Source organism: Clostridia bacterium, assembly GCA_017394805.1.
Classification (GTDB): Bacteria; Bacillota; Clostridia; order Christensenellales; family CAG-1252; genus RUG14300.
The window spans coordinates 64,553-78,195 of record JAFPXC010000020.1; the positions used below are offsets into that span (position 1 = coordinate 64,553).

12 protein-coding genes and 1 tRNA gene are annotated in these 13,643 nt (G+C 52.3%); 7 read left to right on the forward strand and 6 right to left on the reverse strand.

The window, feature by feature from the left end; translation table 11 throughout:
* The first annotated feature begins 7 nt into the window (after positions 1 to 7).
* A complete protein-coding gene (locus II896_05325) occupies positions 8 to 817 on the forward strand; it encodes a hypothetical protein (GenBank protein MBQ4444051.1) in 810 nt (269 codons plus the stop codon).
* Positions 818 to 859: 42 nt separating this feature from the next.
* Here II896_05325 and II896_05330 read toward each other — a convergent pair whose 3' ends face one another.
* Entirely contained in the window at positions 860 to 2,020 is a 1,161-nt protein-coding gene (locus II896_05330; protein ID MBQ4444052.1) for a glycosyltransferase, read from the reverse strand.
* Positions 2,021 to 2,284: 264 nt separating this feature from the next.
* Here II896_05330 and II896_05335 point away from each other — a divergent pair, with 264 nt between their 5' ends.
* Both II896_05335 and argH read left to right on the forward strand, forming a co-directional pair.
* Positions 2,285 to 3,505 carry an argininosuccinate synthase gene (locus II896_05335; GenBank protein ID MBQ4444053.1) on the forward strand — a complete coding sequence of 407 codons (1,221 nt, stop codon included), beginning with the start codon at positions 2,285 to 2,287 and terminating at the stop codon, positions 3,503 to 3,505.
* A 3-nt stretch (positions 3,506 to 3,508) separates the two neighbouring features.
* Positions 3,509 to 4,888 carry an argininosuccinate lyase gene (argH, locus tag II896_05340; protein MBQ4444054.1) on the forward strand — a complete coding sequence of 460 codons (1,380 nt, stop codon included), beginning with the start codon at positions 3,509 to 3,511 and terminating at the stop codon, positions 4,886 to 4,888.
* Positions 4,889 to 4,958: 70 nt separating this feature from the next.
* Here argH and II896_05345 read toward each other — a convergent pair whose 3' ends face one another.
* Positions 4,959 to 5,612, reverse strand: coding sequence for an SDR family oxidoreductase (locus II896_05345; GenBank protein MBQ4444055.1), 654 nt, complete (start codon positions 5,610 to 5,612; stop codon positions 4,959 to 4,961).
* Positions 5,609 to 6,349: a VUT family protein gene (locus II896_05350; protein MBQ4444056.1), complete on the reverse strand. Its 741-nt coding sequence runs from the start codon at positions 6,347 to 6,349 to the stop codon at positions 5,609 to 5,611. Before II896_05350 ends, II896_05345 begins: the two co-directional genes overlap by 4 nt.
* 500 nt (positions 6,350 to 6,849) lie before the next feature.
* On the opposite strand from II896_05350, the gene II896_05355 reads away from it, so the two are divergent.
* Genes II896_05355 through II896_05365 form a run of 3 tightly spaced genes read left to right on the forward strand, consistent with a single transcriptional unit; the run spans position 6,850 to position 10,311 of the window.
* Positions 6,850 to 8,163: an NAD(P)/FAD-dependent oxidoreductase gene (locus II896_05355; GenBank protein ID MBQ4444057.1), complete on the forward strand. Its 1,314-nt coding sequence runs from the start codon at positions 6,850 to 6,852 to the stop codon at positions 8,161 to 8,163.
* Entirely contained in the window at positions 8,160 to 8,693 is a 534-nt protein-coding gene (locus II896_05360) for a carbonic anhydrase (protein ID MBQ4444058.1), read from the forward strand. Before II896_05355 ends, II896_05360 begins: the two co-directional genes overlap by 4 nt.
* A gap of 31 nt (positions 8,694 to 8,724) precedes the next feature.
* Positions 8,725 to 10,311, forward strand: a complete 1,587-nt coding sequence (locus II896_05365; protein MBQ4444059.1) for a hypothetical protein — start codon at positions 8,725 to 8,727, stop codon at positions 10,309 to 10,311.
* A gap of 87 nt (positions 10,312 to 10,398) precedes the next feature.
* On the opposite strand, the gene II896_05370 is transcribed toward II896_05365, so the two are convergent.
* The 3 genes from II896_05370 to II896_05380 all read right to left on the reverse strand — a co-directional run bounded on the left by II896_05370 (position 10,399) and on the right by II896_05380 (position 12,988).
* Complete coding sequence (locus tag II896_05370; GenBank protein ID MBQ4444060.1) at positions 10,399 to 12,102, reverse strand: M3 family oligoendopeptidase; 1,704 nt, start codon at positions 12,100 to 12,102, stop codon at positions 10,399 to 10,401.
* Positions 12,103 to 12,320: 218 nt separating this feature from the next.
* Positions 12,321 to 12,602 (reverse strand): hypothetical protein, encoded by a 282-nt coding sequence (locus II896_05375; protein ID MBQ4444061.1) that lies wholly within the window; start codon positions 12,600 to 12,602, stop codon positions 12,321 to 12,323.
* Positions 12,603 to 12,697: 95 nt separating this feature from the next.
* Positions 12,698 to 12,988 carry a hypothetical protein gene (locus tag II896_05380; GenBank protein ID MBQ4444062.1) on the reverse strand — a complete coding sequence of 97 codons (291 nt, stop codon included), beginning with the start codon at positions 12,986 to 12,988 and terminating at the stop codon, positions 12,698 to 12,700.
* Between the two features lie 167 nt (positions 12,989 to 13,155).
* Between II896_05380 and II896_05385 the strand changes: the two genes are divergently transcribed.
* A tRNA-Ala gene (locus tag II896_05385) sits at positions 13,156 to 13,231 on the forward strand.
* The last annotated feature ends 412 nt before the right edge of the window (positions 13,232 to 13,643 follow it).

The following is a 13,643-nucleotide window of genomic DNA, read 5'->3' on the forward strand; positions in this document are numbered from 1 at the left end:
GTAACGTATGTTTGGATATGATAGAGTTTGGTATTACGGATTGACCGTATTTTTGATTTTCATAGCGCTCAACTTGCTGACATGGGCGTTGCGCAACAAGCCTCGGACGAGTTATGCCGCCGCGTGGCTCATCGCCGCCTATCTGTTTGTGGACAAAGTGATGGTGTACGTGCAGGCGCAAGCCCTCGGAGAGCACATGAACTTTCCCGTCGAGTTTTCCACGCTCAGTTATTTCGTCTATGCCGTGTCCGTCTTGTTTTTCGGCAAAAAAGGCTCGCAATACGGCGTGTTTACCGCCATTTTGGCGGGGCTCGTGTATTCGGCGGCGTCTTGGTTTTCTCCCTCGAACTTCGCGGGAGAGGAAGGTATGCGCTATATTTTCAACTCCGCCGTTATCAATCATCATTTGATGTATTTGGGCGGTATGCTCATGGCGGCGAATTGTCGCTATTATCCCGTGCGCAAGTGCTGGTGGCAGTTGCCGTTGGGGGTAGGTATTTTCGTCGCGTATTCTTGGACGATACACACCTGCACCCCGTATTCCGGCGTGATGGGCAAGCCCTTGATTATTCGCATAACGGACGGGGATATATTGCTCAAAGTCTTCCCTGCCGAAAAGATCAACGTGGGTTATACCATCGTGTATTATATCTTCGCGGTTGGGGTGTTGCTCGCCATCATGGCGGGGTTTTATTGGCTGAATTATCTCTCGATGAAGCGCCGTGCCAAAAAGGGGCTGCCGCTCGATTATTACGCGTCCGATTGGCATATCCTGACCGACGTGCCGTCCGAATGGCGCAGAAAATCCGCGCAATAAAAAATACCGCCTTAGGCGGTATTTATTTTTATATAATCCGTATTATTTATTCATCGCGTCGTCGAACATTTGGACGAGGGCTGTGATGGAGAGGTTGATGTCGTAGTCCTTGCCAAGGCCGACGTATTTGGCCGCTTCCCGTTGGCGTTCTTCGTCGTGCGTGAGCCAATAGTCCAAGCACTTGGCCAAGGCGCGGGCGTCGTGCGCGGGATAGGTGCAACTGTTGCTCAAGGCGAATTGGGACGTGGCGGTCAGTTTGCCTCGGGCGATGATGGGCATGAGCCCCGTTTGGATGGCTTCCATACAACTAAGCCCCTCCACCTCGATAGACGCGCAATGTACGTACACATCCGAGCCGACCGACAAGGCCTGCAATTCGGGCAGGTTGAAGAAGCCGAATCGCGGCATATAGGTAAGCCTACGGCTGTGAATGAGCTTGCACGCTTTCTCGAACAACTGCGACTCCTTGGGGCCGCGCCCCGCGAAGACGAGTTGGATATCCTTGGCCGTCTTGGCGTATTTCATGGCGCGGAGCAGGGTGATATAGTCCTTTTCCGCCGAAAGGCGACCGATGGCGAGCACTTGGTATTTGGCGTCCGATATGCGCTTGCCCTTGTCGGTTGTGCGGTCGGGGTGATAGAGTTCCTCGAGCACGAGGCCGTTGGATATGACGCGTAGTTCGGATTTGAAACGCCATCTGGTGAGGCGGTCTTTGACGTTTTGGGTGGGGCACTGTACGATGGCGCATTTGTCGTATATCATCTCTTTCCATATACGCAGGGTGCTGTCGTTGAAAGAGTGGCTCTTCTCCAGCCCGCCCGAGGCAAAGAGGTTTTCGGGGTGCAGGTGGTAGGTCGCGGTCAGCGCAACGCCCTGTTTAAGGGCCTCGCACGCCGCGAGATATTGGATCTCGAACGGCTCTTCGAGGTGCACCACGTCCGCCCATTGCACGGCTTCGCGAATGACCTTGCGGTCGGCCTCGGCGAATTGGTAGCCTTGTTTTTTGCAAAACCAGTCGATGATGAGAATGTTTTGGTTGCGCAAGGCAAATTTGGGCTGTTCGCCGTTGGGGTCGGGATTCTCGCCCGACAGCGCTTCCACTTCCAACCCCGCTTCGCGCAGTTTTTTGATGGTGCGGCGTGCGCTGGCGCAAAGTCCGTTGCCTTGGGTGTAGAGGTTGTTGATAACGAATAAAACTTTCATAGTATCTCCAATGTTAGTATTATTAGCCGCAGATATTGTATCACATTTTTACCGCGCAGTAAATCATTTTGACAAAGATAGGGGATTTTTGCCGCGTTTGCCCGTTCGGTTCGGTCGATTTGTGCAAATTGTTGCAATATTATACAAATATGCACTGTATATGCAATACATAGCGAAAAATATTCGATATTTTGTATAAATCGTTTGACGGAAAGAGGGTAGGGCGCGTATAATGAAAACACCATCTAAAGGGAGAAGACAATAATGAAGAAAGAAAACGTCAAAAAAGTAGTGCTCGCCTATTCGGGCGGATTGGATACCTCGATCATCATTCCTTGGCTCAAGGAAAACTATAACGGCTGTGAAGTGATTGCCGTCGCCGCCAACGTCGGGCAGGCCGACGAGTTGGACGGGTTGGAGGCAAAGGCCATCAAAACGGGTGCTTCCAAATTGTATATACTCGATCTGACGGACGACTACGTCGACAATTATATTATGCCTTGTTTGAAAGCGGGCGCCGAGTACGAAGGCTATCTGTTGGGCACGTCGCACGCGAGACCGTGCATCGCTAAGGCTTTGGTGGAGATTGCCCAAAAAGAGGGCGCGGACGCCATTTGCCACGGGTGCACGGGCAAGGGCAACGACCAAGTGCGCTTTGAGTTGTCTATCAAGCACTTCGCGCCTATGATGCCCATTATTGCGCCCTGGCGCGAGTGGAGTATCAAGTCGAGAGAGGAAGAAATCGAGTACGCCGAAGCGCACGATATTCCCCTCAAAATCAGCAGGGAGACCAATTACAGCAAGGATAAGAACTTGTGGCACTTGTCGCACGAGGGGTTGGATCTGGAATATCCATCGCTCGAGCCGCAATACGAGAAGAAGGGCTTTTTGGAAATGAGCGTTTCGCCGATCGACGCGCCCGACGCGCCTACCTATATCGAATTATCCTTTGAGAAGGGCGTTCCCGTGGCGTTGAACGGGCAGAAATCGAGCGCGAAAGAGATCATTCTCCAACTCAACGAGTTGGGCGGCAAGAACGGCATCGGTCTGTTGGATTTGGTGGAGAACCGCTTGGTCGGCATGAAGTCGCGCGGTGTGTACGAGACGCCCGCAGGCACCATACTGTACAAGGCGCACCAAGCGTTGGAGACCATTTGTTTGGACAAAATGACTATGCACGAAAAGCAGAAAATCGCCATCACCTACGGTGAATTGGTGTACAACGGGCAATGGTTTACTCCGTTGCGCGAGGCGTTGGCCGCGTTCGTGGATAAGACGCAGGAGACAGTGACGGGCACGGTGAAACTCAAATTGTACAAAGGCAACGTGATTTTGGCGGGGTTGACGAGCCCCTATTCGCTGTATAGCGAAGATATCGCCACCTTTGGCGAAAGCGACTACAATCAAAAGGATTCGGAAGGCTTCATCAATTTGTTCGGTTTGCCTATCAAGGTGGCCGCGATGGTGAAGAAAGCCGCGGAGTAGGTCATGGCAAAGTTGTGGGAAGGCCGCACGGACGGTCATATAGACCAAGCGGCAGAGCGTTTCAACGCGTCTATTTCGTTCGATTGCCGTCTGTATCGGGAAGATATCACGGGTAGCATCGCGCACGCGGAGATGCTCGCGAAGGTCGGCATTTTGGAGAAGGGCGAGGCCGAGACCATTTGCGAAGCCTTGCGGCAAATTCTTCGCGAGTTGGACGGCGGCATTTTGGTCGTCGACGCGTCGGCGGAAGATGTCCATACGTTCGTCGAGGAGACCTTGACCGCCCGCATAGGCGATCTCGGCAAAAAACTGCACACGGCGAGAAGCCGCAACGATCAAGTGGCTCTCGATATGCGCTTGTACGCGCGTAAAGCGTGCGGTGACCTACAAAACGGGCTGAAAAAATTGATAGAAGCCGTGGTCGATCAAGCGGAGCGATGCAAGGGGGCTATCGTCAGCGGCTATACGCATTTGCAACGCGCTCAACCCATTACGTTCGGGCACCAACTGATGGCCTACGCGATGATGTTTTTGCGCGACGTAGACCGCATAGGCGATTGCGCCGAGCGGCTGGATTGTTCGCCCATCGGCGCTTGTGCCTTGGCGGGTACCACCTATCCCATCGATCGCGGGTACGAGGCGGGGCTGTTGGGTTTCGGCGCTGTGGCCGCCAATAGCATTGACGCGGTCTCGGACAGGGATTATTTGGTGGAATTGTTGGCCGATTTGTCCCTCGTGATGACGCATTTGTCGCGCTTTGCCGAGGAAATCATACTTTGGTCGAGTTGGGAATTCGGCTATATCAAATTGTCCGACGCATACACGACCGGCTCGTCGATCATGCCCCAAAAGAAAAACGCGGATATAGCCGAATTGACACGCGGCAAGACGGGCAGAGTGTACGGGGATCTGGTGAGTATGCTCACCGTGCTCAAAGGCTTGCCCTTGGCGTACAACAAGGATATGCAAGAGGACAAAGAATGCGTCTTCGACGCCGTGGATACCGTAGAGGCGTGCCTCGAGGTATTCGCGCCCATGGTCGCCACGTTCGAGGCCGATACGGACGCTATGCTCAAGGCCGCCAAGCGCGGCTTTATCAACGCGACGGACGTGGCCGATTATCTGACAAAGAAGGGCGTTCCTTTCCGCGCGGCGTACCACGTCGTCGGACAAATCGTCAATTTGTGCGTCAAGGAAAACAAGACGCTGGAAGATTTGCCACTCGAGATTTATAAATCTTTCGACAAATTGTTCGAGGCAGATATTTACGAGGAGATTGCGTTGGAGAATTGCGTCAACAGGCGCATATCCGAGGGCGGCACGAGTGTGGCCTCTGTCGAAAAACAAATCGCTTACGTCAAAGAAAGACTGAATACACTTTGATAGTGATAAACACGCTGTTTGCGAATTATGTACAAAATATACAGTACATAACGTATGGCGTGTTATTTCGTTAGTTTTTCCAGATGAAATTGGATTTGAGCATTTCGCCGTTGTCGACGACGACGTCTTGGCCCGTCATGCTTTTGTTGATGACGGCGATGAAGTACACCCATTCGGCGATTTCGCGTTCGGACGCCCACTTGCCGAGCAAACTCTCGGCCAAGGCCGCCTCGAAGAGGGCGGGATCGTCTATGACGGGGGCGTTGCTTTGCGTCAGTACGCCGCCCGGCGAGAGGCTGTTGGCGGTGGCGCCGTATTTTGCCAACCGAAGCGCCGCGTTTTTGGTGTAGGTGACCACGCCTCCTTTGGAGGCGGAGTATTGCGGAAACTCGGATCCGTTGGTGGCGGAGGCCGAGGCTATGGTGACGAGCGCTTTGATATGGGGCTGTACGGCGTAGGTCTCGATGGCGTTGATGGTGCCCTTGAGGTTGACGTCGATCGCGTCCTCGTCGGGGAGTTGCACGCCGGCGGCCGTGACGAGAATCTCCACGCCGTCTACGGCGGGTAGGGGATCGCGTACGTCGGCGAGAATATGCGAATAATCGGCGTCGCGAATGGCGGCGGGCAGTATATCCAACCCGACGACTTCGTGCCCTTTTTCGAGGAATAGAATTGCGGTCGCTTTGCCGATGCCGCTACTTGCACCCGTGATTAAGACTTTCATTTGTAGTTCTCCTTGCACCAATCGATATATGCCTGCCCGACGCTTTCGTCTTCCATCTTCTTGACGATGCGGTAGCCGATGGGAGAGAAAACGACCTCAAACAGCAATTCGGCCACGGCGCCCGTGACGGCGCACGTCAGACATTGCACGATGCTCCAGCCGAAGAAATGCAGGCTGACGATGAGCGCGAAGAGCAGATTGTCGACGAATTGCGCGATGAACGTAGATACGTAACTGCTCACCGAAAACGCCACGAAATTGTGGTTTTTGAAGGCGCGATTGATGACGAAATGCAGAATATTGTTGAGGATCGCCGAGGAAATGAACGCAACCGAACTGCCCAATATGACGAACCAAGAGGAAGCGATGGTGGCGTCTATTGAAGCGTTGATGACGCCTTCCGACCCTTCGACGTAACTTTGCGACCAAGTGCCGGGGATATAGGAGATGGCAAACAGAAGCAACGCGACGGTCAAATTGATGATCAACGCCCCGACGGACAGCATATTGCCCGCGCGTACGCCGAAGCGGCGCGTGACGATGTCCATCACCAAGAAGCAGATCCAAGAGAAGAGAATGCCGCAGTCCAAGGCAAGCCAGTCGACGCCCAAATCGATGCTCTTGTTGGCGAGCAAATTCATGCAGACGACGGATACGGCAAGCAGGGCAAACAAATAGGCGGGTACGTTGCGTAGTAAAAGGGAAAAATCCGTAAATAAGCGCTTGATTTTAGTCAAAATATTGACCTCCTTGTTTTTTATTAAAGATGGTTAGGCAAGGAACATCTTTATTGTATTGTAACACGGCGAGGACGTAAAGGCAATTGATTTTTAGCATATAAAAATGTAAAAGTGGCAAGTATACGTTATGTACTGTACATTTTGTATCGTGATAACGAGTAAAACAGTAGAAGATATACGTAACGTATAGTATTGACAAAATATATACGTTTTGTATAGGAGTTCCTATGTATATACGTTTTGTGAAGAAAACCGCGTTTGTTGTATATACGTTTTGTATAGAAACGATGCTTATAGTATGGTTTTAGACTTTTGGAAAATGGAAAAGAGTATAAATTGTATAGTTTGCTATGAAATTATACAAAACGTATAGTCGTAGACTGCTGTACGTTTTGCATGTAATCCCCGCGGACGATTAACTGTCCTCGTACGCGCACGCGCTAAAAGCGTCTTGACTTTTTTGCAAAATATACTATAATAATATCAGGTATACCGTTATGAGCAAGATTATCGTAGTTGGATTGGGGCACGGCGGGTTGATTGCCGCCGCGAAATTGGCCGAATCGGGCCACGAAGTCGTTATCTTCGAGAAGCGTTTGCCGCACGAGATTGGGCACGAATGGGAAGATAGATTCGACTTCGACCTCTTGGCGCGGATAATCGGCAAGGATATCGCGGACTTCCCCGAGGGGAGTTGGCGGTATAGGGGAGATTGCACCTTCGTCAGCCCCGACAAGCGTACCGTGATAGACGTGCATTTTGCGAAAGACAAGCGGCAAAAAATCATGTGGCGCAAGCCGCTGATCGGGATGCTCGTCGACTACGCCCGCAGCAAAGGCGTGGAGATACGCTACCAAACGGAAGTCTCCGCGCCCGTTGTCAAGGACGGCAAGGTGGTCGGCGTCATCGTCGAGGGCGAAAAGGCGTATGCCGACCTCGTCGTTGACGCGTCGGGCGTATTCTCCGTCCTGCGCAAACAACTCCCCGACGATTGGGGAATAGAGAAAGAGCCGACGCGCGGCGACGTGTTCTACGCCAACCGCGCCTATTACGCTCGAGTCGACGGATACCCCACCCCCGTCGTTCCTTTCGAGATCTACTTGATACACGAGGGCGAGCAGGGGCTGTCGTGGCTATGCACCAACGAGGACTCGGTGGACGTGTTGATCGGTCGCGTTTATCCCATAGACGAGGCCAAAGTAGAGGAACAACTGCGCATTTTCCGCGCGTCGCACCCGTGGCTCGGCGAGAAAGTACGGTGCGGCGGCAACTTTGCCGTCATTCCCGTGCGCAGGCCCTTGACGCGCATGGTGGGCGAGGGGTATGCCGCCGTGGGTGATTCGGCTTTTATGACCACGCCGATGAACGGTATGGGCATCGACTTGTCCCTACGAGCGGGGGAGATATTGGCCGAGAGCATAGGCGAAAAGGGCGTGACGATAGACGCCTTGTGGGCGTATAACCGCAAGTACCTCGCCACGGTGGGTGCCGCGGCCGCCAAGAACGAGGGGCTCAAAAACGCCTTGCTCAATCTACCGCCCGAGGGCGTGGATTTCTTGTACGAAAGCGGCGTCGTCGAGGCGGAAGACCTATCGGGCGGCGGCAAAAATATGACCTTTCGGCGGCTTATGCGCAAGTTGATACACGGTATGAAACGCCCCAAATACTTCTTCGCCATCGTCAAAGGGCTGATGAAAGGCGGCAAAATGACCAAATTGTATGCAAATCCGCCGCAAAACTTCGACTGCGAGGCCATCGCCGAATGGTCGCGTAAGATCGAGCAAAACGTCGTGAAAGTGGAGGAAAGATGAATCAAATAGATATTTTGGAGCGGTTGTGGGAAGGCAACCGCGAATACGTCAAGAGCGGTAGGTACAAAGGGAACGTGGGCGAAAGTTTGCGCTCGTCGCTGGCCGCCAAACAAAGCCCGTTGGCCGTGGTCGTGACTTGCTCGGACTCTCGCGTGGTGCCCGAGGTGATTTTCGGCGCGGATTTGGGCGAGTTGTTCGTCGTTCGCGTGGCGGGCAACGTGCTGGGCGACGTTGAGTTGGCTAGTATCGAATACGCCACGGCGCATTTGGGCGTCAAAGTCGTCGTCGTGCTTGGGCATACCGCGTGCGGGGCAATCGCCGCCGCCATAGCGGGGGAGGAAGAAGGCCTCGTGGGGACGATAACCGCGCCCATTCGCAAAATCATCGCAGGCGAGCAAAACGCCTACAAAGCCGCCGTTAAAAACGTCGTCTATCAGGTAGGCGTTGTCGAAGAGACCTTTGGCGAAGCGAACGTGGAAGCGGTCGGCGCCATATACGACGTGTCCAAGGGCACGATTGAGTTTTTGTAAATTATAACCTTGTTAAAAGGAGGATTTATCTATGAAAAAAATAGGCATAGTTACGCTAATTGCCATCACGCTGTGCCTCGTGCTGGCGTTCACGGCTTGTACGCCTACGCCTGCGTCCAAAGTGTTCGATGCAAAGAAGTTCGACACTTCGGTGAATACGAAAGTGTTGACGCAGGCCGTCAAAGTGACCGAATTGGACGGGTATTCGTTGAATAATCGCGCCAACGGATTGATGTTGTTCAGCAAAATCAACGGCACCAAAAACGAGTATATTGTGTACGACGCCGTAGCCGAACGCGTCGTAAAGGCCTATTCGGAGGATACCAACGTTAAATACGCAATTACGCTGCAGTCGGTCAATTTCGTCGACGGTGTGTTCTATGTATTGCGCACGCGTACCGGTGCGACGGAAGCCGAATATTCGTATAAATACGAGTTGATCGAGGCAAACGGCGAGACCGTCGCCGAGCAAACGACAGACTATGTGATTGACAACGTAATAAACGTTCGTGCGGACGTCATCCTGTTTGATAATACGCTGTATCGCATCGGCGGCGATAATAAAATCGACAAAATCAAAGAGTTGAACGATTTGACCGGCGTTATTCCCAATTTCGACAGCAAGCGGAACGGCTGTTACTACGACTTCGATGGCGATAAATTTACCGTTTACGACGAGGATTTCGACGTGATCTACTATTATGAGGCACCCAACTACGCCACGAATCCCAACTTCAACGTGTTGGATAACGGCAATGTGCTGACTACCTATTCGATACCGAAAATGGATACGGACAACAAGTACGTTTATATCCAAGTGCAAAACAACGCCGCCAAGAAATACGACCTGCGTCAGTTGGTCATCAACCCCAAAAAGGGCAAAATATCTCAGTTGGAGAATAAATATTATATCGCGTTTGCCTCGTCGCGCTACGAGGACGACGGCGAAGACGTTTTCAATGGGCTCAACAAAAAATACGTCAACGTGGCCTGCATCTATCCCATCGAAGACGGGTATCTCAAAAACAACAATTCGGACTCTATAATCGTGAGCATAGGCAACGACGGCTTGCCGGGGGATATCCTCAACGCGACCATCGAGGGCGAGCAAGGCTTTGAGTGCATCTCCAAGGATAGAGTCATCATCAACGACTGGTTCGGCAATAGTTATTTGTGCAACTACAAGGGAAAGGTCATCGGCAAAGTGACGAACAAAATCGGCTATAACGAAACCTTCGTCATCGGTGCCGAAAACGTGTACGATATGGACCTCAAAGTGGTGTGCGCCTATGCGAAAGCGGGGTACGACTACGAGTTCTGCTTGGGCAACAGCGTTGTGCTGAGTAAGGAAGTAGACGGCAAGGTGCAGTATAAACGCTTGACTGCCGATAGCGTTTTGCACGATCTTTGCGACGATAGCGCGAACTTTACCAGACAAAGCGCGTATTATTCGGTGCGTAAGAACATCGGCAAATACGAACTGTATAACTGCGACAGCGATTTGATCTGGACGGCGGAAAGCCCGATTTCCGTGTATGCGGATACGTGGGGCGCAAGACAATACGGTCTTGTCAAGGTAAACGAGAGTGGCAGCAACGTATATTATATCTTGCATTAAGCCGTAGCAACCGATACCCCCTAGCGGTATGCACAAAAAAAACGCTTCTTCTCTTGGCGGAAGAAGCGTTTTTTATGCGCTGCAAAATCAGTTGAGTTTGGCTGAGAAGTCCGCGATGCCCGCGTTGACGGCCTGCATCACCTTGGCCACCGTGCCCTCGCGGAAGGGGTTGTCGAGGTGCGCCAAATCGAGAAGGGCAAAGTAGCCGCGACTGCCGCCCGCGCGGCACAGGGCGAGATAGTCCGTCCACGCCGTTTGGTGGTCGGCGCGGTCTTTGGCGAAGAATTGGAACGCGCACACTTGCGCCAAGGCGTAGTCCACGTAGTAGAATGGGTAGAGGAAGATATGCTGTTTTTGCATCCAGAAGCCGCCCTCTGCGAGGAACTCGTTGCCGTCGTAGTCACGCCAAGGCAGGTATTTTTGCTCTATCTCGTGCCATACGGCGCGGCGCTCTTTGGCGGTCATTGCGGGCTTCTCGAATACGCGGTGCTGGAACTCGTCCACCGACACCAGGTAGGGAATGCAGGTGAGGGCGCCGACGAGGTGCGCGTAGCGGTATTTGTCCGCCGCTTCTTTTCCGAAGAACTTGTCCGCATAGGGGTAGGCGAAGTGCTCCATCGACATGGAGTGTATCTCGTCCACTTCGCTGGTTGACCACACCATTTCGCTGAGGGGTTGCGTTTTGGCGGCCGTATAGGCCTCGAACGCGTGCCCCGCTTCGTGCGTCAAAACGTCCACGTCGGCCGAGGTGCCGTTGAAGTTGGAGAAGATGAAGGGCGCGCCCAACGAGCCGAGGAAGGTGCAGTAGCCGCCCATATGTTTGTTGGGGCGAGTCTCCAGATCGAACAATTCGTAGTCGCACATAAACTTGAAAAACTCCGCCGTTTCGGGGGAGAGCGCTTGATAGAACTCGAGCGCTTTGCCTACCAAAACGTCCTTGCCGCCGATGGGATTTGCGTTGCCGTCGGGGAAGAGGAGTTCTTCGTCGTAGTAGCGCAATTTGTCTACGCCCAGCCGTTTGGCTTGTTCGGCGTGCAGACGGGCGCACACGGGCACGATCTCGTCGCGCACTTGGTCGCGGAAGGCGGCCACGTCTTTGGCGGTGTAGTCGTAGCGCTCGCGTTGCAGATAGATATAGTCGATATAACTGTCAAAGCCCAACGCTTGCGCTTTTTTGACGCGCAGCGCCACCAACTTGTCGTAGATGGCGTCCAACTTGTCCGAAATGCTCTCGTACAAGGCCGCCCATTTCTCAAAGGCCTCTTTGCGCTCGGCGCGGTCGGTCGAATTCATGTGTTTGAGTAGACCGTAGAAGTTGCACGTTTCGCCGCGGAAATCGCACGACGCCATGGCCGCCGTCTTGGAATACTCTCGCCCGAGTTTTTCCTCGCGGATCATCATGGGGACGATTTTGGCGTTCATCAGTTTGAGTGAGGTCTCGAGGTTTTTGACCACCAAGTCGCTGTAACGCTCGGCAAGCGCGCCGACGTAGGGGGAGGCCACGACGGCTTTGTTGAACTTCTTCATTTTGAGTTGCAGTTTGGCGGCGAAGCCGTCCAAAAACTCCATCTCGCCCTCGTAGAACTTGTCGCTCATATCCATCGTGTTGCGGATAGAGGCCACGGTGAACATGGTTTCGATTTCTTTACCTTGGCGATCCACGTCGGCGTAGATGCGGCACAATTCGTTGCCCGATTTGACTTTTTTGACTTGCTTGATGGCTTCGTCGAGTTGGGCGTAGAGAGCCGCTTCGTCGGGGCGCACGTATTTGATTTCGCTGAATTTTTGCATAGTTATCTCCTTATAGTTGTATATGAAAACCATATCATATTTTGACGAATTAGTCAACAATGGCGGCGCATCTTTTTGCTCGTATAGCGCGAACTGCCGCTTACGCTTCGGCTTGACCTGACGATCACGGACGAATGCGCGGTTTACAGACGAATTGAAAGAGTAAAGCACAAAAAAACGCGTCTCCCGTGTGGCGAGAGACGCGTTGTTTTTGATCGTCAACTGAACAAATTGGCAAACCACCGCGTGAGGGCTTCTATGCCGCCCGTGGCGACTTTGACGATAATAAGGACGCCGAAGACGATGAGGGTAAGTATCAACCCGCAGAAGAAAGAGCGCGAGAAGTTGCGTACGTTGACGTTGTTGGACCTGCTCAACGAGTTGATCAGCAGTACGATGAAGCCGACGATGGGCACGGCGTACAATATGCTCAACCCGAAATAATGCCAAGGGCTGATGGGTGATTTGTCACCGGGTGCGTTGGAATAGTCTTTGCTCATAGATATCTCCTTTTTGATGCGGCTATGCCGCGTATGGATTTATTATTGCACGATAGTGCGGCGAAGTCAAGCGCGCGGAGCATCTCACGGAAATGCTATTTTTGCAAGGACTTGAGATAATTCTTGCATTCGTACATTCGGTTGTCGGCGCGGTTGTCGTAATCTTCGCCTTCCGGCAAGACGACGAATTCGTCGCCGCCGTTGCGATAGACGGGACTATGCTTGAATTGATTGCAGATGAGCGTGCACGCGTTGCGGAGCAGTTTTTCGACTTCGAGAAGACCTCGTTGTTGACGATAAACAGCAAGGCAATGGCAAGTATCGGCACGATCGAATACATTTATTTCTCCCAATATCTCTTTGTTGTAAGTAAAATATTGTAGCACAGATAGACTGTGTATTCAATTAAAACTGAATAATAATCCGCATTTAGTCGACGAATACCGACAAATAAGTTCCGACACGAGGCATATTGTAATGTTTTTCAAAATAATTTGCAAAAAGTAATTGCTTTTTGGGACGATGTGGTTTATAATCTATAATGCAAACGCGTGGGGGCATGGCTCAGTTGGTAGAGCGATACGTTCGCAACGTATAGGCCAGGGGTTCGAATCCCCTTGTCTCCACCACTTCAAAGCGACCGAGATTCGGTCGCTTTTTTCGTGGTGGAGAGAAGGGGCTCCTCACCCCGACCTACGGCCAGGCTGCACCCCTCGCTACGCTCGTGTGGAAGGCTCCTCATGAGCGGTCGCTTTTTTCAATCGTTTGACAGCGGCTGGTTTGGATGGTAAAATCAAAAATAAGGCGGTGAGTATATGGTAAGGCATCTATTATATTCGCAGGATAACATTACACTGATATTTAGTCTTGCATTTATTATTTGGTTTGTCATTCTTTTGATCGTGCGTAAACCGGTCGGAGATAACGCCGTAAAAGCAAAGGTATGGATAGGTCTGTGCTTCGTTCCGCTTGCGGCGGCAATAATTCATTTCTTCTTGTATTCGTTCGGCGACGCGGTGCTGCCCTTGTTGGCGAAATATG

Bases quoted from the DNA above. Each gene is read 5' to 3' on its own strand.
- II896_05325 (MBQ4444051.1), top strand. From the start codon at position 8: ATGTTTGGATATGATAGAGTTTGGTATTACGGATTGACCGTATTTTTG.
- II896_05330 (MBQ4444052.1), bottom strand. From the start codon at position 2,020: ATGAAAGTTTTATTCGTTATCAACAACCTCTACACCCAAGGCAACGGA.
- II896_05335 (MBQ4444053.1), top strand. From the start codon at position 2,285: ATGAAGAAAGAAAACGTCAAAAAAGTAGTGCTCGCCTATTCGGGCGGA.
- argH (MBQ4444054.1), top strand. From the start codon at position 3,509: ATGGCAAAGTTGTGGGAAGGCCGCACGGACGGTCATATAGACCAAGCG.
- II896_05345 (MBQ4444055.1), bottom strand. From the start codon at position 5,612: ATGAAAGTCTTAATCACGGGTGCAAGTAGCGGCATCGGCAAAGCGACC.
- II896_05355 (MBQ4444057.1), top strand. From the start codon at position 6,850: ATGAGCAAGATTATCGTAGTTGGATTGGGGCACGGCGGGTTGATTGCC.
- II896_05360 (MBQ4444058.1), top strand. From the start codon at position 8,160: ATGAATCAAATAGATATTTTGGAGCGGTTGTGGGAAGGCAACCGCGAA.
- II896_05365 (MBQ4444059.1), top strand. From the start codon at position 8,725: ATGAAAAAAATAGGCATAGTTACGCTAATTGCCATCACGCTGTGCCTC.
- II896_05370 (MBQ4444060.1), bottom strand. From the start codon at position 12,102: ATGCAAAAATTCAGCGAAATCAAATACGTGCGCCCCGACGAAGCGGCT.
- II896_05375 (MBQ4444061.1), bottom strand. From the start codon at position 12,602: ATGAGCAAAGACTATTCCAACGCACCCGGTGACAAATCACCCATCAGC.